The organism is Candidatus Goldiibacteriota bacterium HGW-Goldbacteria-1 (assembly GCA_002839855.1).
Classification (GTDB): Bacteria; Oederibacteriota; PGYV01; order PGYV01; family PGYV01; genus PGYV01.
Genome location: PGYV01000005.1, coordinates 250,096 through 268,489 on the forward strand (window position 1 = coordinate 250,096; position 18,394 = coordinate 268,489).

The window sequence follows — 18,394 nt, forward strand, 5'->3', positions numbered from 1 at the left end:
GCCTTGTCGTTATAATTTTTTAATCATTCAGAAACGTAAAGTATCCTGGCACAATTGCTGCAGTACTCTATCGCCAGTTTCTTTTTAAGTTTACTTACCATCTGCGCGCGTATTGCCATCCTGCATCCGTCACAGCTGCCGTCACCGCGCGCGTCCCTTGTTACTGACGCCACCGCTACACCACTTTTCGCTTTTCTTATTTTTTCATACCTTTCAAGCCACAGCTTGTCTACCATTGCCGCCTTTGCTTCACGCGCTGAATTTAAGCCGGTTATTCCCGCTTCTTTGGCTTCTTTTTCCGACTGTATTACTTTTATCTCCGCGTTTATTATTTCTTCTTCTTTTTTAAACAGAACTTCCTGTTCTTTTAACCAGATTTTAACCTCTTCTTCTTCCTCGTCAATTCCAAGTATTCTGTCTTCAATTTTTCTAATTTCGTCCCTTCCCCTTGCTATTTCATCCTGAAGGGCTTTAAAAGAAGCATTGGTTTTTATGGATTCTCCCTGGCCTTCTTTTTTCTTAATATCCGCTTCAATCGTTTTTATATCAAGGTCAAACTCCGCTTTCTTTTTTTTGAACTCATCAAGGCGGGCTTTTTTTTCATTATATACGGCTTTGTGTTCTTCTATCCTTTGTTTCTTGCCTTCTATTTCCGTGTCTATCAGCCTTATCTCTTTTTCTACAGCTAAAATGTCGTTATCCGCCTTTTGCAGGTCTATCAGGGTATTTAATATTTCGCCTTCTGTCATTATAATATCCTCCGCTTTTTTGATTAAAACATTGATTATTTTAACACTTTTAGAGGGTTAATAAAAGGCGAAAGTTAAGGGTTTTAAAGACATTTTTGCAGATGAATTCACAGTAATAAAACAGCTTTATATTTCCAGCATCATTACCCAATCAGTCTTGTTTTGTCTTATCTTTTTAAAACCCATTCTTTCATAAAGCCTTACAGACGGGTTTTTCATATCCACACTTAATGATAAATTTTTAAACCCTTTGCCGCAGGCTAAAGCAATCAGTTCTTTTAACAGCAATGTCCCAATACCTTTATTCCTGCAGCTCTCCTTAACCGCCATAGAAATTTCCGGAGTGTTGGAGTCCAAAAAACCATATCCCCTGTCATTGTCAGGAAAAAGAATATACCACGCAGCGCCTGTAGGTTCATTTTTATCCAAAGAAATTATTCCGCTGCCGTAATCTTTAATATACCTGATATATCTTCTTATTTCCGGAATGTTTATCAGTTTTTCAGGCGGCGGTTTCAGCTCGGGACTTTCAAAAAAAACCATCTGATACAACATTTCTTCAAGAAATAAATTGTCTGTTTCCTTTATTTCCCTGACACTAATCATATAAGCACCTTTCTTAACAGATAATATTATTTCACTTAATTACAAGCACTTTCCCTTTATTTATCTGGCCGGATGTCATATTATGCGTGACCCAGTAATAAATCCCCGGCGATACCTGATTTGCGTAATTATTTTTTCCGTCCCAGAAGAAAAACGGCGCATTATGAGAGTTCCCCGAAAACACGCCTTCCCCGGAAAGTGTGTATATTCTTACCGAAGTATACGGTGCAAGGTTTAAAAATTTCAGCATTCCGCCTTTTGCTTTCGTGCGGTCAAAAGGGTTTGGATAAACCGCAGGAATACCTTCCGGATAAAACGACATGTTTGAACTTACAGTATGTTTGGCCCCTGAAATTATGGTGTAAAAAGGGTCATTGTATTCAACATCAGCGGTATTTATAACCAGATCGCCGTCCTGCCCCTGCCTAAGCATCTCTGCTGTAAATTCAAGCGTATAACTTTCGCCGGGATTCAATATAAAATCCGGGCCAAAATCCCATACCAGGCTGTTCCCGCTTACCTGAAGCGATGCCGCAGTCTGCGTGTACGAACGAAAAACAAGGACATCAGGCAATACATCATAAACCATTATATTGGACACCGGCGCGTAATCATTATTCGCTATTCTTAAGGTATAAATTATGACAGCTCCCGGCGCGGGGTTATCCCCTTTTGCTTTTAACGTCACATCAAGCGTAACAGGCAGCTTAGGCTGAGTGGGCGTCTGCGTGGGCGTGTAAGTATTTGTAAACGTAAAGGTCTGCGTAAAAGTATAAGTATATGTAAACGTTGCGGTAAACGTGTCCGTTTCCGTAAAAGTAGAAGTGTTGGTGGCGGTGTCCGTATAAGTTGCAGTGGCAGTATCAGTCGCTGTATTGCTGGGAGTCATTGTAGCGGTTTGCGTATTTGTATCTGTAAAAGTCTGTGTCGCTGTTGAAGTATTTGTATTGGTGTAAGTATTTGTATGCGTGGGAGTATCAGTAAAAGTAAAAGTGGGCGGCGGTGTCCCTGTCACCGTGTCAGAAGCGGTATATGTCTGTGTGGCCGTGTCCGTTGACGTGTTGGTGAATGTATGCGTATAAGTTGCAGTAAAAGTGTCCGTGTATGTATATGTCTGCGTCGGAGAGTCTGTCGCGGTGTCAGTATAAGTGCTTGTGGCAGTTTGGGTATCTGTCGCCGTATTTGTTGATGTTACCGTCACCGTTGATGTACCGCTTGGCGTGGCTGTCGGCGATGCTGTCCGGGTAAGTGTTATAGTTGCGGATATTACTATTACGGTTTCTGACATTGTAATAGTACGCGTCGGCGTGACAGTAGAGCTTGACGACGGCGAAGCAGTGGCTGTTATTGTCCGGGTTGCAGTCCTTGTAGCGCTGGAAGAAGGCGTAGGCGTTAACGTTACCGTAGTCATACACAGTTGTGTCAAACCAGCACGGGTTCATTTCGTACGTAAAAGTTTTGCATTCATTTGCCTCAAATCCAAGGGGAAAATATAGGGTAAACCTGTCATTGTCATCATCCCTGAAAAGCTGCCCGTTATTAAGGTCGTCATAATAAAAAGGCCCTCCCATGGTCCACCCGCACGCCGCGTCAGACGTCCATGTGTCAGTTATCATTACAGAGCCGTTAATGTACCCTCCCATGGAACATACAGTAAGGGTAATACGCACCGGCCCTCCTAATATCATGTTTGTCGTGTCAGAAAATTTGGTGATTGTAATCGTGGGTGACGGCAGCGGCGCCACGGGATTTAAGGTAAAAGTTTTTCTCATATAAAGCATATTCTGCCCCGTGTTCATATCATACTCATTAGCGCCCGAATTCCCTATCGCGTCATAGGAATACGGATCCACAACCGTACCGTCAGCCGGATTATAAAGAAGTTTTGCCCACGTCTTGTCTGTCACCATTACCGCGCTTCCCCACGCCGAATCATCAAAATCAGTTTCATACCAGGCATCACCGTCCCCGTCATTGGCAGGGGGAATGTTATAATCAAGGGTGGCGCTTAACGCAATACCTCCTTCATTACTTGAAACATACGAGTGCAGCCCGCCCGCGCATTCCACATCAAGCGCAAACGCCCCCCATATCTGCCCGCCGCCGGTGTCGGTTACGGATAAAGCTATAGAATTTGCCCCCGCGCTGTTTATCCACGCCACAGGCACGCTCATGCATACCGGCTCTGAAGTGGAATCCCAATTCACGTAATTAAACGGGCCTACATAATGGCCGTTAAGCCAAACCGAAGTATTGTCATCGCCGTTAACGCATAAAGTGGCGTTAACAGGAGTACAGGCAGCGGAAATAATAACAGGCATGGTGATAAAAAAGATTATCAGCAGAGTTATTACCTTTAAAATTAACAAACGTATTTTAAACATTTCCCTGCCTTTTTACGGTTGGTTTATCGATACACCCTAAATTCTTTCAACATTATACAAATATGCCCTTTATTAATCAATAGAAGTTAAAACAAAAGGGGCGGAAAAATCCGCCCCTTTTTATTAATACCTAAACTTCATATTAACTGTTTAATGTTTTTAACTTCTTTTTCTCCGCCCTTTTTAACATCTTATTTTCCACCCATTCATATACCACAGGCACAACAACAAGCGTTAAGAAAGTGGATGTGATAAGCCCGCCGATAACCACAATAGCAAGCGATTCATTCCCTTTTGCCCCTTCACCCATTGACAGCGCGATGGGAAGCATTCCGAATATCATCGCGAATGATGTCATAAGAATGGGCCTTAAACGGATGGGTGCCGCGTGCAGCAGCGCTTCCCTTATATTCATTCCCTCTTCACGTTTTTTATTGGTAAAATCAAGAAGCAGAATACCGTTTTTTGCCACAAGTCCTAAAACCATCAGAAGCCCGATAAACGCAAACATATCCAGCTGATATCCCGTGATAAGAATACCCGCAAAAGCTCCGATTATCGCAAGCGGTATGGATATCATAAGAATAAGCGGCTGTATAAACGAATTATACAGCGATGCAAGTATCATATACATAAACAATACCGCAAGCAGCATGGCACCGCCCATCTGCGTGACAAGCTCGCCAAACTGTTCTCCCTGCCCGCCAAAAGTGTATCTGTAGCCCGCAGGCAGTTTAAGTTCTTCTTTTAACCGTTTCTGTATCTTGCCGTTTACTTCCATAACTGAATAACCCGGCGCAAGAGATGCCGTGACAATTACATTTCTCATCTTATTTTCCCTGCGGATTTCAACAGGGCCGGCGTAGTATTTAAAATTACATACAGCGCTTATCGGAATTTTTTTACCCATCCTGTTGGTAAGCAGCAAATTCCTGATATCATCCGGTATCCTTTTATTGGCTTCGCTCATTTCAATATTTATGTCGTATTCTTTCTCCTCTTTGCGGAACTTGGAAATACTGCTGCCCTGTACAAGTGTCCTTAAAGTAGAGCCTATTTCATATACCGACAGCCCAAGCCTTTCAGCCTTTACCGGATCAACAGAAATTACCATTTCCGGCTTTCCCGGTTTATAGGAAGTATCCGTAGATGCTGTCCCCGGTATCTCTTCTATCATCTTTTTTATCTTTCCGGAGTATTCAGCAAGAATTTTCAAATCATCGCCGAATACCTTGACAAGAATCGGCGTGTTCATTTCATCGCTTCCGCCCATTCCCTGCGACACGGTAACGTTCATGAACGCGTCAATCCTGTTATCTTTGACATATTTCATAACCTTCTGAATAAACTGCTCATTTGTCACTTTTCTGTCTGTTATGGATTTCAGCGATATCATTAAAGAACCTGTATTGCTTCCTCCGCCGCTTCCAAAGCCGGTGCCTGTATCGCCGATACTGGCAAAATAGGTCTGCACTTCTTCCTGCTGCACAACAAATTTTTCCACAAGAAGCATATATGAATCTATTTTTTCAACAGGCGCACCCGGATATGTCTGCATTCCAAAATTAACTATGTTGTTATTCTGATTCATGAAACCCATTTTCATAAAAGGCAAAAGTAAAAAACTTCCGATAAAAAGCAGTACCGTAGTTATTAATACCGCTTTCTTCCTGTCAAGCGCCCAGTGCAGTATCTCGCCATAAACCCTGTTTCCTTCATCATATATCTGATTCCATTTTTTTGTAATGCCGTCCAGAAATTTCGAAAAACCTTTTTTATCCGCGCTTTCTTTCTCTTTTTTATACCAGTACGCGGATAACATGGGCGCTGTGGTAAACGCGTCCAGAAGTGATATGGCAAGGGCAAACGCAACAGTAAAACCAAACTGTTTAAAGAACTGCCCAATAACCCCTGTCAAAAATGATATGGGCAAAAAGACCGCCATAATAGAAAGTGTTGTAGATATAACCGCAAGCGCCACTTCGTTAGTCCCTTTCTCGGCCGCTTCCCTGGGGGGCATGCCCAATTCTATATGCCTGAAAATATTTTCGCGCACAACTATAGAGTCATCAATAAGAAGCCCAACCGCAAGCGATAACGACAGAAGTGTAATAACGTTGATGGAAAACCCGGAAAGCGATATCAGGAAGAAAGCGCCGATAATGGAATTCGGAAGTGCAATAGCCGTAATAATAGCAGACCTGAAATTACCCAGAAACAGCCACACTATAAGAAGCGCAAGTATGGCGCCTAAGACTATATTTTCCTGCACGCCCGAAACACTTTTCTTAATGCTTGTGGTTGTGTCAATAATGGTCTTAATTTTAATATCAGCCGGAAGCTCTTTTAACGTTTTGTCTATCTGTTTTGTAACTTTATCCGCCGTCTCTACGGAGTTTACGCCGCTCTGTTTAAACACAGCCATTAAAACCGCCGGTTTTGTATTAACCCTCAGCTTGCCGGTTACTTTTCCAAGCATCCATTCAACTTTAGCCACATCTTTTAACCTTACTATCTTGCCTGTATTTGATGTTATAGGCACCAGCGCTATTTCATCAACCGTTTTGAATTCGCCAAGCACCCTTATGGTCATATTTTTTTCAACACCTTCAATATCACCTACAGGATAACTTAAATTTCTTGTATTAATAGCCGCAGTTATCTGGCCTATGCTTATTCCCTTAGCCTGCAGTAAGGCCTTATCAATTATTATATTTACCATCTGTTCCCTGCCGCCGAACACATATACGGCTGCCACGCCTTCGGTCTGCTCTATGGCGGGCTTCATTACATCATCCATTATTTCCTGAAGCATTGTCTGGTCGCGGTCCGCTTCAATGGAATAGAACGCTATCGGGATGTCGCTGAAAGAAAAACTTTCAATCATCGGGTCCTGAATGTCATCCGGAAGGTATACCTTTATTGAATCCACTTTCTGCCTGACCTTTGATTCGGCATACTTGACATCAACCCCAAGTTTAAAAGAGGTTGTTATTACGGCCATATTTTCCCTGGCCACGGAATTTACCTTATCAATCCCTTCCAGCGTCGCAAACTGCTCTTCCATCGGCTTAATTATAAGCGATTCAACTTCCTCTGCCGACGCTCCGGGATAAATTACCGTAACGCTTATTGTCGGAAACTCAATGTTGGGCATAAGCTCCACAGGCAGGTTTATGTAACCTATGAAACCCAGTGTTATTATTGAAAGAACCATCATAACTACCAGCACAGGCCTTTGGATGGCTAATTTCGCTATATTCATACAATTACTCCTTTAGTTGAAATATGCTTTCTGAAAAATCCCGGTTACTTCTTTACTTCTTCAGCCTTTTCTTTTTTTTCCTGCTTCTTTCCTTTCTTTTCTTCTGCCGGTTTTGGCGGCTCATTGCCCGTGCTTATTTTAACCCCGTCTGACAGCCTGAAAGTACCGTCTGTTATTACCTCTGTGCCGTCTGTCAGTCCTTCGCCGGATATCTCTATTAAATCTTTATCCCTGTATCCCGCCCGCACCGTTGTCTGCTTTGCTTTTCCATCAACAGCCAGATATGCGTAATCCCCGCTTTCCGTCATTATTACGGCTTTTTCGGGAACCATATACCCTTTAATATCTTCAATAAGAATTTCCCCGTTGACCGACATTCCAAGTTTTAATTTTTTATCAGTATTTGGGGCTTTAACCACAACAGTGCCGGACATAATATCGCTGTCAATTACCGGCGGTACGGAATACACTTCTCCGTTTACAGAAAGAGATTCATCATCAATAAATGATATTCTTGCCTTCTGGCCTTTTTTAATTTTTACAAGGTCTTCCTGCCCGACGTTAAATACAAGTTTTACCTTTGAAGGGTCTGCTATTTCCGCCACAGGCATTGCCGGGCTTACCGCTTCACCCCTGTCTATGCAGTATAACTTTGTGACCATCCCGCCAACAGGCGCTGTAACAGGAGCAAGTTCATACTGGTATCCCACCATATCGCGGTCAACATAAACCAGCACATCTCCCTTATTTACATAACTGCCTTCAGACACCGCGTTTCTGGAAAATTTTCCCGGCACTATCGGGAACACTTTAACCTGCGGGTCTCCTTCTATTACGCCCTGCACCGCAAGATATTTTGATATCTGCTTTTTTTCAAGCTTTACCACGCCGACATTGTAAACAAGCTCTGCCGCCTTTTTTCCGCCTTTTGCTATGCTCTGGCCTATCCGAAAAACTATAAGCACGGCTATAATTATCAGCACTATCCTTAATGTGTTTTTTAAAACATTTCTTGTCTTTTCCATTTATTTTCTCCTGTGGTTTATTCTATGAAATTTTTAAGTTTCTGCATTGATGTAAGGTAATTATTAAGCGCGTTATAATAATTGGTTTTTGCCCTTAAAAGCCCTATTTCCGCGTTCATAAGGTCCACACTCTGAATAAGGCCGTTCTTATAGCTCTGCGTGGCTATCCTGAAACCCTCTTCCGCCTGCTTTATAAGATCCCCTGCAGCTTCAATTACTTCCGCGCTTTCTTCCATTCCCGTATAAAGCTGGTCAAGCTGTATTTCCAGAAGATTTACGGTATTATCTTTTACCAGCTGCTGCTTGGCTTCCGCGGCGGCAGCTTCCTTAAACGCATACACATTCTTGAAACCGTTAAAGAACGTCCACTGCACTCCCACCATTACGTCCCACATGCCATACCAATAGCTTTTTTCAGTGTGAAAAGCGGAATCCATTGAAGAATAATTGTAATTGGCAGCTACCGCGACATTGGGCAGAAACATTGCGCCCATCAGGTATTTTCTGTATTCCGCAATTCTGGTGACTGCCTCTATGGATTCCCTGTCATCGCTTTTATCCCTGAACTTTTTCTTTATATCATCAGCTGTCATTTCAAGTTTTTTGTAGTCCGGCTCCCCTGTCAGTTCAACTTCTTTATCAAGGGGTATCCCGGCGGTATTTTTCAGCATCTGCATTGAAAGCAGATAGGTGTCTTCGGCTTTTCTGGCGTCCGGTTTGGAATTGGCGTACTGCACCTGCGCCTGAAGCACTTCAAAATTGGAAGCCTGCCCGCTTTTATACTTTGCCTGCGTTATCTTAAAGTATTCTTCATTGCTTTTTAAACTCTGTTTTCCAGCGTTCATAAGCTCCTTTGTTATAAGCGCTCCGTAATAAGCGGAGATTACATCAAGGTCAAGTTTTTCTTTTGCCTTCTTGAAACCAATAACAGAAAGTTTATACGCTTCCTCCGACATTTTAAAACCAAGCATGGTTTTTCCGAATGTAAATACCGGCTGCTGAAGCGATACCTGCGCCGCGTACCACGGCCGCGAAGTTGAAGGCGGCAGATAATTGTAAACTGCCTGATACCCGCCCGCCAGCGAAACTGTAGGCCCAAAAGACGCCGCTGCCTGCCCAAGCTGCGCTTCCGCTATCTCTTTATCCAGCTGCGCCATTTTAAATTCCCTGTTGTTGTCAGCGCATAATTTGGCAAAATCATCAAAAGATAACTTAAGCACGGCTGTGTCTTCCGCGAATAAACCCGCGCTAAAAGCAGCGGTAAGTAAAATTACAAGAAACAATCTGGTAATATTTTTAGTTTTCATCCGTGCCTCCTTTAGTATAATATTTTCCAGGCAAGGCCTGTTTTTATAGTATGAATTTCTTTTTTATCCACGTCATAAACTGCCGGCCTTTCAAGGCTTAACCTTAAAACCGCTATATCCGCCACATTCAGGTTTACTCCGACCCCAAAATTATAGTATCCGCCGTTCCAGCTTATGTCCTTATATCCCGGCGTGGGATTAAGCACAGCCATGTGCATACTGCCCAAAGTCATTCCTGTTTCAAAAAAGACATCAGGAAAAACCGGCCACTGCGGAAATATGTTCGCACGCGCGCCGATATATAAAGGCGCAAATACCGCGCATGAATTAGAATCCTGTCTGGCTACAAATATGTTATACGCGCCGCCCAGGTAAATATCGCCCCATTTGTAAATGGAAGCCCCTACTTTCGCGTCAAACACCGGCGTGTCAAATACGCCGTAACTTCCTATTGCCCTGCTGCCCGGGCTTGTTATTGTCCCGTAACTAAGCCCAAATTCCGTAAAGACCCACTTTTCCGCGCTTGCTGACATTGATACAGCCATTAATAACACAACTGCAGCTAATATTTTCTTCATTTTATTTTCCCGCCTTTTCAAGATAATCATTCATTTTTTTAAGCATTTTAATTGCCGATTTCTTTTCTTCATCTGTCAGCACCGCCATCAGATTTCCCATCAAGCCGTCCATTTCCTTTAAGTGCCCCATAACCTCTTTTTTTGTTTTGCCCGAAACAGATATCCACACGGTACGCCTGTCCTTTTCATCGCTCTCCCTTATAAACAGCCCGTTTTTCACCAGCTTGTTTACCATGCTTGTCATGGTGGGAAGTTTTACGCCTTCGCTTTTTGCCAGATCGCCCATTTTCATTTTACCCTGTTCAAAGACGCGCCCTAAAACATACATCTGCGCCATGGTGATTTCATGAACGCCTTTCAGGCAGGCCTTTCTGGGAAACTTCTTCTGGGCAAGATGCCCTACTTTGCGGATGTATTCTACAAGCTCTCTTGATGTCACATCCATCTTAGCACCTCTAATATTTTATTTAACTAATTGTTAGACGCACTAAGTATATTCAAAAAAAGATATTTGTCAACAGGAAAAAAATAATTATTTTATGTTGTTATGTTCAGCCCTCTTTATTTATTAATGGGCTGCCGGTGCTTCTGTTTTTTTATCCGCAAAAGCCGGATTAAATACCGCCTTTTCAATTGTGAATTTCACATAGGGAAGCTCTTTTCCGTCCACAATCCACGCCCCTTCCATATAAGAAGGAAGCATATACCCTCCGTAATCCTTAAACTCCCCGGAATAACCCACCCATTCCCTTGGTACAAGCACTTTATTTTCTTCCCTGTGTCTTACAACCTTTATGGACTTTAAAGAACCATCAGCGCCAAATACAACCAGCGCCCGTGCCGTCATACCGGCGTCTTTAATAACCGCATACGCGGAATTTACTCCGTCTTTTTCCCATGTGATAACACTCTTATCAAATAACACAGTCGGGATAATCAGGCATTCTGTAAGCATGCGCTCTAATGAAGCCTGATTCATAAAGCCGCCGCGTGAATCCTGCAGCGTAAACATTGACATCAGTTTAATATGCATCCTGCCATTACCATTAAAATAAGAGTCTGTCGCGCCCATAGTAAAAAGCGGCGCCATGTTTATCACACCCCTCCAGATGAATGAAGGTTTTTTAGACGTAAGGTGATATTTCCCGTTTATTTTAAACCACGGCCCGTCCTGCGAAGGCTTAAATTCCCCCGCGTGGGTGACTGACGCTGAATCAATCATTGGTTTGCCGGCAATCCCAAGAAACGCCGCAAACTTTTTTACCGGCGCCGGCAGTGTTTTAATATAAGCGGGGCTGACAACGGAGCCGTTATAACTTGCGGATAACACCCGTATTTCAGATGCTTTTTTTATAAATACAGATTCATCCGCCGCGCCCGCAACCAGAATTAAAAAAACAGCCGCAATCAGGACAATTACGCTTATCGCTGTAAATTTTTTCATATTATTCCTCCATAATTTATTAACATCAAATATTTTTTTATAATAAAAAAGGCGCGGGATGCTTTGGGCACCCCGCGCCTTTGAACTTAAACTTAAATTAACCTTCCAGGTTAATCGCGTTAAACTTTTTCTGGCTGTCAAGTCCGCCCTTAATGAAATTCCACTTGGACATATACTGAATGGTCATCCATGTAAGAAGTTTTGCCCTTGGTTTAATCTTAAACGCGGGGATGAAAAACTTTCCAACAAAGAAAAGCGACAAACCAAAAAGCACCGCAAGCGGGGTAAAGTTAGCAATAATACCCCCTACAAACGCGGAAACAATTAAAGTGATAAGGAAAGACAGCGACAACAGGTGCATTAAAAGCCAGTCGCCGATGTAGATAATACCCGGTATCGGGAAAGGTATCGGAATCGAAATGCCGCCAAAATAATCAATGTAAATTTCAAGCACTTTCTTGGAATGCTCCCTGATTAACAGCGGGTGTCCGTAGCCGTAGCCGTAAAGCTGTTTGTAAAACTGCTGCGGTGTGGCCCTGTGCATGTGGTCAACAATAGCGGACGGCTGAAAGAAAAGCTTAAAGCCGGCTTTTGATACGCGCAGGTTAAAGTCCACGTCTTCACCGGTAGGTTCGTGCCAGAACGCGTTGCCGATAGCCATAGCCGCTTTTTTGGAAACAGCCGCGTTGGCGGTTGCAAAAAACGGGCTTGTCTGCGAACCGTTAACTTCATGAGGAAGGTCTTTTTTAACCGGAGGATAATATCCGCCGTTCTTCATGCCAACACGATTACCTATTGAAAGAAAACCAACCTGCTCGCAGTAATTTTCAGTATCATTTTCAGCGTCTGTCCTAAGCGTATAAACTTCTCCGCCGACCATTCCAATGGTCTCATCTTTCAGGAAAGGTTCCACCATTTTTTCTATCCAGTCCTTATGCGGCGCGCAGTCCCCGTCCGTAAAAAGGATATATTCGCCCTTAGCCACCGCTAACGCGGCGTTTCTGGCATGTCCCGGTGATTTTGAATCGGGAACAAGTTCAAGCCTGATAAATGGATATTTTTCCTGCCATTTCTTGATGATTTCCACCGTCTTGTCCGTGGAACCACCGTCAGCAAATACAATTTCCATGCTTTCCCTTGGATAATCGACGTTTAAAAGGTACTGAATTGTTGTGTCGATTGTCCTCTCCGCGTTTCTTACCGGGGAGATAATCGTTACAAGCGGTTTCTCTGCCATTTACTTTCCTCCTGCAGTTCTTTATATAAGAATTTAGCGGGCGCCGTATTCCATCCCGCTTGTTAAGTCAGAAAGGGATTATATCAGATATTGTCAAGTTTTCAAGGGGAAAATCGTTAAAGGCAGAAGTTTGGAGGCTTGGAAGTTTGGAGGCTTGGAAGTTTGGAGGCTTGGAGGCTTGGAGGCTTGGAAGCTTGGAGGCTTGGAGGCTTGGAAGGTCGGAAGGTCGGAAGGTCGGAAGGTCGGAAGGTCGGAAGGTCGGAAGGTCGGAAGGTCGGAAGGTCGGAAGGTCGGAACACGAGGGACAGAGGGTCGGATGCACGGAGGGACGGAAGTAAGAACAAGTACAACTTCAAGTGCCGCACCCTGAAGGGTGCGCCTACCAATACATTTTATTTTTTACGCACTGGTAGCCGCGCCTTTTAAGGCGCGTTGCTTAAATCCAAGACTTAACTGCCGCAGGACAATGCCCTATTCTACCGGGTCCAAACCTAGCTGCCTAGCTGCGTTTTTACGTCGGGAACTTGTATCTGCCAAGTATATTAAGTTTTTCAAGGGCGGATTCATTCATACTGATGCGAATTAAGGGGGTTTTTGAAAAGCTTATATAATGTGACTTACCGGCAATATGCGACTGCCTTTCCTCTATTTTTATATCGCTCCACGGAACAAACAGCGGCGGATGGCCAAATCTGAAAAATAAAAGGACAGATAAATGCATCCCCAGGTCATCCACGCGGATATAAACACTTTTTTTATAACTTGACCTGTTCAGATACAAACTTGTTAAAAACCCTTTAGCCCGTGTTAACATCATTCCTTCAGGCCTTCTATAATATTTCGCAATCGTTCCCCACCCGCTAACTAAAGATATCAGGTAGCTGAGAACTATCCAAAAAACTATAAAGGAAGCAAAAACATATTCCGTCGGAATCCCGCACGCACGCATATTAAACAACCCTCCGAATTTAAAATAGAAACACAACCATCCCTTCCTGTTAACTGTTACTTTACAGTTTATCCCGGTTAATTAGAATCGATACATCAGATACTTACTTTCAAGGATTTATACTTTTTTACTTTCTACCTTCAACGTCCGGCACTGTTTACCCTTTTCTTCGTCATAACCTTTACGCGCTTTAGCGCTCTTTTCCATCAGCGTGTCAAAGTATTTGCCGGGATTTGTCCCGTAAACTTTTATTTTTCCGGTTTTGCCCACATATATTTTTTTCATAATTGTTCCTCCTGTTAAAGTAATCGTGTCGGACCTTAAAAACAGAAAGTCAAACCATATCCGCTGCATATTGCTTCAATTGCCTGCCGGATATATCCGCCGGCAACTTTCTATCCCAGAAAACGTTCTGCCGAAGCACAAAAAAAGTCCTTGCCTTCATTTCTTAAAACACCCGGTTTTTTTATTAACTGCACAAACGGCACATTCCCAAGCGCCTCCGAAACTCTTCTATGATGCGGTTCAACCGGAGATAGCGACAACTTGCATTCAACCAAAAAAAATGGTTTTAAGTTTTTGGTAACAAGAAAATCCGTTTCCTTTCCGTCCCTCTGCCTTATGAAATGAAGGTCATATTTGTCGGCTCCACTGTCATTCCATAGGTCCAGTCTTGCTTTCAGTTCCACAGCTGCAAAATTCTCAAATCTTATGCCTTCATTCTTAACCGATGCAAAATTGTAAAAATAGAACTTTCTTTCTTTTTTAACAAGACGGTTCATATTGCCCGTGTACGGGGCCAAGCTGAACAAGGCGTAATTCGCGGTAAGTTCCTTTATATATCCGGAAACAGTACTGAAGTTCAACTCAAGATCCTCTTTAAGTGAATTCACAGAAAGCGGCGAGCCTATTCTGCCCGGAAGAAGAAAAATAAGTTCAGAAACTTTTTCAAGATCCCTGATACGCGTAAGATCCCTCATGTCCTGTTTTATTATCCGTTCAAAGTAATAATCATGCCATTTTCTTGAAAATACATCTTCGCCTTTTAAAAGCGGTTCCGGAAAACCTGTATGTTTCATTATAGAATTTACCGCATCAAGGGAAGGCTTTGACCCGGACAACATTTTTTCCACAGTTTCAGCCGCTGTTTTTTCCGGTAATACAGTTTCGGCCTTTTTACCCGCAAGTTCCGCGGCAATCATGGGATTAAGAGAAAACACAAAATACCTTCCGGCAAGACTGTCTCCGCTTTTTCTGAAAGTATCAAGTTTTGCGCTGCCCGTAACCACAAAGTTAAGGCGTTTTTCATATCTGTCAAACATGCCTTTTAATATATTCTTCCACTTTGGCATTTTATGAATTTCATCCATGCACACCCAGGATTTCACCCTGCCTGCGGCATGTTCGGCAAGAAAATTCGGATCTATCTTATATTTGTCACGCGTCTTTTTTTCATCCCAATTATAATAGTAATTATCATATTCCTTCGGTAATACACGCATTGCGATTGTTGTTTTACCGCATTGCCTTGGGCCTATTATAAAACGCATTTGCCTTCCAAAATCAGAAGAAAAAGCGAATTTACTTAAAAACCGGTCTTTAAACTCATCCATATTATTACCTCCTGTCATATGACATTTTTACGTATACCCGTAAATTTGTCAAGACATTTTTACGGGTATACGTAAATTTGTCACAGGAGCAAGTCCGCTTAAAAATACAAACAACGCGGCTTAAAAGCCGCGGCTACCGGAGCAAAACAAATTAAACCAAACGACGGGCTGACAAAAAAACTCCTTTAAAACAGCACATCCGCCTTGCTGTACGGGCAGATGTTGAAAAACGCGCAGTAGCGGCAGGTAAAAGCCGCGGGGGTGGCTTCAAATTCCTCATTTAATATATGCCCCGCCACTTCATGTATTTTTTCCTCGTATTCCCTTATGGTTTTTTCTTTAAACGCCTTTGTCACAAGCATGGAACTTTTAAAGAAGTAAAGCCCGGCTTCATCCGGCAGCACGCCGAACATCTTTTCATACGCCAGGCAGTATAATTTCAGCTGCCTTTGAATATCCTGGCTTTTTATCTTTGATTCCGCTTTTTCTTCATCGCGGACATCGGACGTCTTATAATCCACAATAATTATTTTCCCGTCAATTTCGTCTATCCTGTCCCATCTTCCCCTTACGCTTAACTTATCATTTAGTTTAAATTCAAAATCCTTTTCAATATATTTGGGTATTATATTATTCGCGCTTTCTTTTATATAGAAACGCTCTATTGCCTCTATCGCGGCTTCGTAATTTTTCTGCGCTTCCTGCTGCGTTAAGAAACCCGCCGGTTTCCACATGGCCTCAAATATTCCTTTTAACCCTTCAAGCGTGACCTCCCTGCCGTCCCTGCGCGCCATAAAGAATTCCGCGGACACCGCGTGCATGGCGGAACCTATCATTACATTCGGCCTGCTTCTAATCGGCATCTTAAAAACATGCACCAGTTTGTATTTAAACGGGCATGTTAAATAATCATCTATCTGGTAATTGGAAAGTTTTAATACATCCGGGCTGACCCGCCTTTTCGCCTTCTCCAATACCGACTGCTTTTTCTCAAAATATTCAAATTTCTTATTCTTGTCGGGGGTTATGGCAAAATCATCCGGAATATCAAAGCCAATCTCCTTTAAAAATATGCTTATCTTTTTGCCGGGCCTGCCTTCATACTGCCTTGCCGCCGTCAGATACAGCGCGTCTTTCGCCCTTGTCACTGCAACATAAAACAACCTGCGCTCCTCTTCATGAAAATACGTGTCTTCATCCACAATATCGTGCATTATTCCTTCCGGAAACGGCAGCGCGTAATCCGCCCTTTTTCTTCCGGGAAATTTTTCCTGAATAAGCGCAGCCACAAAGACCACCTTGAATTCCAACCCTTTTGCCCTGTGAATGGACATTACCTGCACGGCATCTTCCTTAACTTCTGATATCATTTCTTCCTTGGGATTCTCCCCGGACTTTATGCTAAGGTCAATGTAATTTACAAAATTGTGCACCGTATCATATTTTTCATTTACAGAAAATCTCTTCATCACTTCAAAAAAACCCGATATATTTGCCACAACAACGTCGGAATCCGGCGTATTTTCCTTAAAAAGAGTGTCAAGAATACGTTTCTGCTTTAAGAATTCAAGTACTATCTCCCCGGGCGATGTCTTCTCTGCCACCCTTAAAAGATAGTGGTCAATATCCTTTATAAATATCTTTATTTTTACCAGTTCCTTTTCAGGGATGTTTAATTCCGGATATTTGTCAGTCTCCCTTATCACGTCAATAACAGCGGCATTGTGTTCTTTGGCAAGGTTCCCAAGTTTGGACATAACAAAAGGGTCCACATCATAATGTTCGGATATTATTACATCTAGCACGGGGTTAAATTCATACGGCGCGGCAAGCACCCTGCAGAAGTTTATTAAAAACTGCACTTCTTTCTTATTATACAGCCCTTCATCACCGGCAAAAGAATACGGAATGCCCTTTCTTTCAAAAGTCTTTAAGAACATCTTCGCGTCATTTTTCGCGCGCACCAGCACGGCAAAATCACTGTATTTATAAAACCCTTTTTCCACATATTTTTTTATTTCCTGCGCGGCAAAATCCGCTTCTTCGGAATAATTCTCAAACACCCTTATATTAAGACGGTCAAGTTTATGCTCCGGGGTGTATTTAGATATCAGGCGCTTGTCTATGTTGTACTTTATCTCCAGCCTGTCTGTATTGTTATTGATAAGTTTATGCGCCGCGTCAAGGATAGCCTGGCATGTCCTGTAGTTATTTTTTAATACAACCATCTCCGCGCTTCTGTAATTATCCCTGAAGCCCATGATATTTGAAATTGCCGCCCCGCGGAAACGGTATATCATCTGGTCGTCATCACCAACAGCATTAATATTGCCGTGCTCCCCCGCCAGAATTTTTATAAATTCAAACTGGGCATAATTGGTGTCCTGAAATTCATCTATAAGAATGTATTTATATTTATCCCTGTATTTTTTCAGAACAGATTTTTTTTCCTTCAATAACAGATATGGCACAAGTATCAGGTCGCCAAAGTCCATCCTGTTTTTTTCTGTCTTTAATTCTTCATATGCTTTATAAAATCCCGCAAGTTCAAGGTGCTTTGCCGCAACTTCCCTGTCTTCATCACTTTCCGCTTTCGCGGAGAATCCTGAAGCAAACGCCTTATAATCCTGCCAGGTAATAAGATTATCTTTCAATTTGGAGATAAAACCAATAAGCTGCCCTATATATTGTCCCGGATTGTTAAGAGGCTTGTAAATATCAAGGTCAAAACGGTCTATGTTTTCCATTATAAGTATTATGCCGTCGGTATCCCTTAAAATTTCCCAATCCGGCGCTATACGCAGTTCCGCAAAATTTTCGTTTATTATCATCCTGCCAAAAGAATGAAAAGTGGATATCTGTGTTTCTGTCATCCCAAAAGGCACCAGTTTATCCACCCGTTCTTCCATCTCTTTGGCCGCTTTTTCAGAAAAAGTAAGCGCCACAATCTGGGAGGACAGCGCTTTATTTTCACTGATTAACCAGGCGATCCTTTCGGTTATAACTTTTGTTTTACCGGTACCGGCGCCCGCCACAATTAAAAGAGGGCCTTCCCCAAAATGAATTGCTTTAGCCTGTTCTTCATCTGAAATAATGCCGGTTGTATCAGTAATTTCAGGCTCTATTTTAACCTCTTCTGTCTTTTTCCTGGCTGTCAATTTATTCCTCTCCCGCTGTATTTGTTTAAAATTCCCTTGCAGATAAACCAGTATATAATACTATTGAATTTATATAAAG

15 protein-coding genes are annotated in these 18,394 nt (G+C 42.6%); 2 read left to right on the forward strand and 13 right to left on the reverse strand.

What is annotated here, in order from left to right; translation table 11 throughout:
* Positions 1-23 precede the first annotated feature (23 nt).
* The 3 genes from CVV21_07080 to CVV21_07090 form a co-directional block, all read right to left on the reverse strand.
* On the reverse strand, positions 24-749 hold the full coding sequence (locus CVV21_07080) for a hypothetical protein (GenBank protein PKL91782.1): 726 nt from the start codon (positions 747-749) through the stop codon (positions 24-26).
* A gap of 126 nt (positions 750-875) precedes the next feature.
* Complete coding sequence (locus CVV21_07085) at positions 876-1,355, reverse strand: N-acetyltransferase (protein PKL91783.1); 480 nt, start codon at positions 1,353-1,355, stop codon at positions 876-878.
* 31 nt (positions 1,356-1,386) lie between these two features.
* Positions 1,387-2,766: a hypothetical protein gene (locus CVV21_07090; GenBank protein ID PKL91784.1), complete on the reverse strand. Its 1,380-nt coding sequence runs from the start codon at positions 2,764-2,766 to the stop codon at positions 1,387-1,389.
* Between the two features lie 590 nt (positions 2,767-3,356).
* Here CVV21_07090 and CVV21_07095 point away from each other — a divergent pair.
* Positions 3,357-3,566: a hypothetical protein gene (locus CVV21_07095; protein PKL91785.1), complete on the forward strand. Its 210-nt coding sequence runs from the start codon at positions 3,357-3,359 to the stop codon at positions 3,564-3,566.
* Between the two features lie 315 nt (positions 3,567-3,881).
* Here CVV21_07095 and CVV21_07100 read toward each other — a convergent pair whose 3' ends face one another.
* From CVV21_07100 to CVV21_07130, 7 genes are all read right to left on the reverse strand, one after another.
* Positions 3,882-7,004, reverse strand: a complete 3,123-nt coding sequence (locus tag CVV21_07100; protein ID PKL91786.1) for a hypothetical protein — start codon at positions 7,002-7,004, stop codon at positions 3,882-3,884.
* Positions 7,005-7,048: 44 nt separating this feature from the next.
* Complete coding sequence (locus tag CVV21_07105) at positions 7,049-8,029, reverse strand: hypothetical protein (protein ID PKL91787.1); 981 nt, start codon at positions 8,027-8,029, stop codon at positions 7,049-7,051.
* A gap of 17 nt (positions 8,030-8,046) precedes the next feature.
* Positions 8,047-9,336, reverse strand: coding sequence for a hypothetical protein (locus CVV21_07110; GenBank protein ID PKL91788.1), 1,290 nt, complete (start codon positions 9,334-9,336; stop codon positions 8,047-8,049).
* Between the two features lie 11 nt (positions 9,337-9,347).
* Positions 9,348-9,914 (reverse strand): hypothetical protein, encoded by a 567-nt coding sequence (locus tag CVV21_07115; GenBank protein PKL91789.1) that lies wholly within the window; start codon positions 9,912-9,914, stop codon positions 9,348-9,350.
* 1 nt (position 9,915) lies between these two features.
* Positions 9,916-10,359, reverse strand: coding sequence for a hypothetical protein (locus CVV21_07120; protein PKL91790.1), 444 nt, complete (start codon positions 10,357-10,359; stop codon positions 9,916-9,918).
* Between the two features lie 123 nt (positions 10,360-10,482).
* On the reverse strand, positions 10,483-11,358 hold the full coding sequence (locus CVV21_07125; GenBank protein ID PKL91791.1) for a hypothetical protein: 876 nt from the start codon (positions 11,356-11,358) through the stop codon (positions 10,483-10,485).
* Between the two features lie 97 nt (positions 11,359-11,455).
* Positions 11,456-12,595 carry a hypothetical protein gene (locus tag CVV21_07130; protein PKL91792.1) on the reverse strand — a complete coding sequence of 380 codons (1,140 nt, stop codon included), beginning with the start codon at positions 12,593-12,595 and terminating at the stop codon, positions 11,456-11,458.
* A 130-nt stretch (positions 12,596-12,725) separates the two neighbouring features.
* Here CVV21_07130 and CVV21_07135 point away from each other — a divergent pair, with 130 nt between their 5' ends.
* The gene (locus CVV21_07135; protein ID PKL91793.1) at positions 12,726-12,965 is read left to right on the forward strand and encodes a hypothetical protein; all 240 of its coding nucleotides are present in this window, start codon (positions 12,726-12,728) and stop codon (positions 12,963-12,965) included.
* Between the two features lie 141 nt (positions 12,966-13,106).
* On the opposite strand, the gene CVV21_07140 is transcribed toward CVV21_07135, so the two are convergent.
* From CVV21_07140 to CVV21_07150, 3 genes are all read right to left on the reverse strand, one after another.
* Positions 13,107-13,544 carry a hypothetical protein gene (locus tag CVV21_07140; GenBank protein ID PKL91794.1) on the reverse strand — a complete coding sequence of 146 codons (438 nt, stop codon included), beginning with the start codon at positions 13,542-13,544 and terminating at the stop codon, positions 13,107-13,109.
* A gap of 395 nt (positions 13,545-13,939) precedes the next feature.
* Positions 13,940-15,175, reverse strand: coding sequence for a hypothetical protein (locus CVV21_07145; protein PKL91795.1), 1,236 nt, complete (start codon positions 15,173-15,175; stop codon positions 13,940-13,942).
* A 167-nt stretch (positions 15,176-15,342) separates the two neighbouring features.
* The gene (locus tag CVV21_07150) at positions 15,343-18,315 is read right to left on the reverse strand and encodes a hypothetical protein (protein ID PKL91796.1); all 2,973 of its coding nucleotides are present in this window, start codon (positions 18,313-18,315) and stop codon (positions 15,343-15,345) included.
* Positions 18,316-18,394: the final 79 nt, after the last annotated feature.

Bases quoted from the DNA above. Each gene is read 5' to 3' on its own strand.
- CVV21_07080 (PKL91782.1), bottom strand. From the start codon at position 749: ATGACAGAAGGCGAAATATTAAATACCCTGATAGACCTGCAAAAGGCG.
- CVV21_07085 (PKL91783.1), bottom strand. From the start codon at position 1,355: ATGATTAGTGTCAGGGAAATAAAGGAAACAGACAATTTATTTCTTGAA.
- CVV21_07090 (PKL91784.1), bottom strand. From the start codon at position 2,766: ATGACTACGGTAACGTTAACGCCTACGCCTTCTTCCAGCGCTACAAGG.
- CVV21_07100 (PKL91786.1), bottom strand. From the start codon at position 7,004: ATGAATATAGCGAAATTAGCCATCCAAAGGCCTGTGCTGGTAGTTATG.
- CVV21_07105 (PKL91787.1), bottom strand. From the start codon at position 8,029: ATGGAAAAGACAAGAAATGTTTTAAAAAACACATTAAGGATAGTGCTG.
- CVV21_07110 (PKL91788.1), bottom strand. From the start codon at position 9,336: ATGAAAACTAAAAATATTACCAGATTGTTTCTTGTAATTTTACTTACC.
- CVV21_07115 (PKL91789.1), bottom strand. From the start codon at position 9,914: ATGAAGAAAATATTAGCTGCAGTTGTGTTATTAATGGCTGTATCAATG.
- CVV21_07120 (PKL91790.1), bottom strand. From the start codon at position 10,359: ATGGATGTGACATCAAGAGAGCTTGTAGAATACATCCGCAAAGTAGGG.
- CVV21_07125 (PKL91791.1), bottom strand. From the start codon at position 11,358: ATGAAAAAATTTACAGCGATAAGCGTAATTGTCCTGATTGCGGCTGTT.
- CVV21_07130 (PKL91792.1), bottom strand. From the start codon at position 12,595: ATGGCAGAGAAACCGCTTGTAACGATTATCTCCCCGGTAAGAAACGCG.
- CVV21_07140 (PKL91794.1), bottom strand. From the start codon at position 13,544: ATGCGTGCGTGCGGGATTCCGACGGAATATGTTTTTGCTTCCTTTATA.
- CVV21_07145 (PKL91795.1), bottom strand. From the start codon at position 15,175: ATGACAGGAGGTAATAATATGGATGAGTTTAAAGACCGGTTTTTAAGT.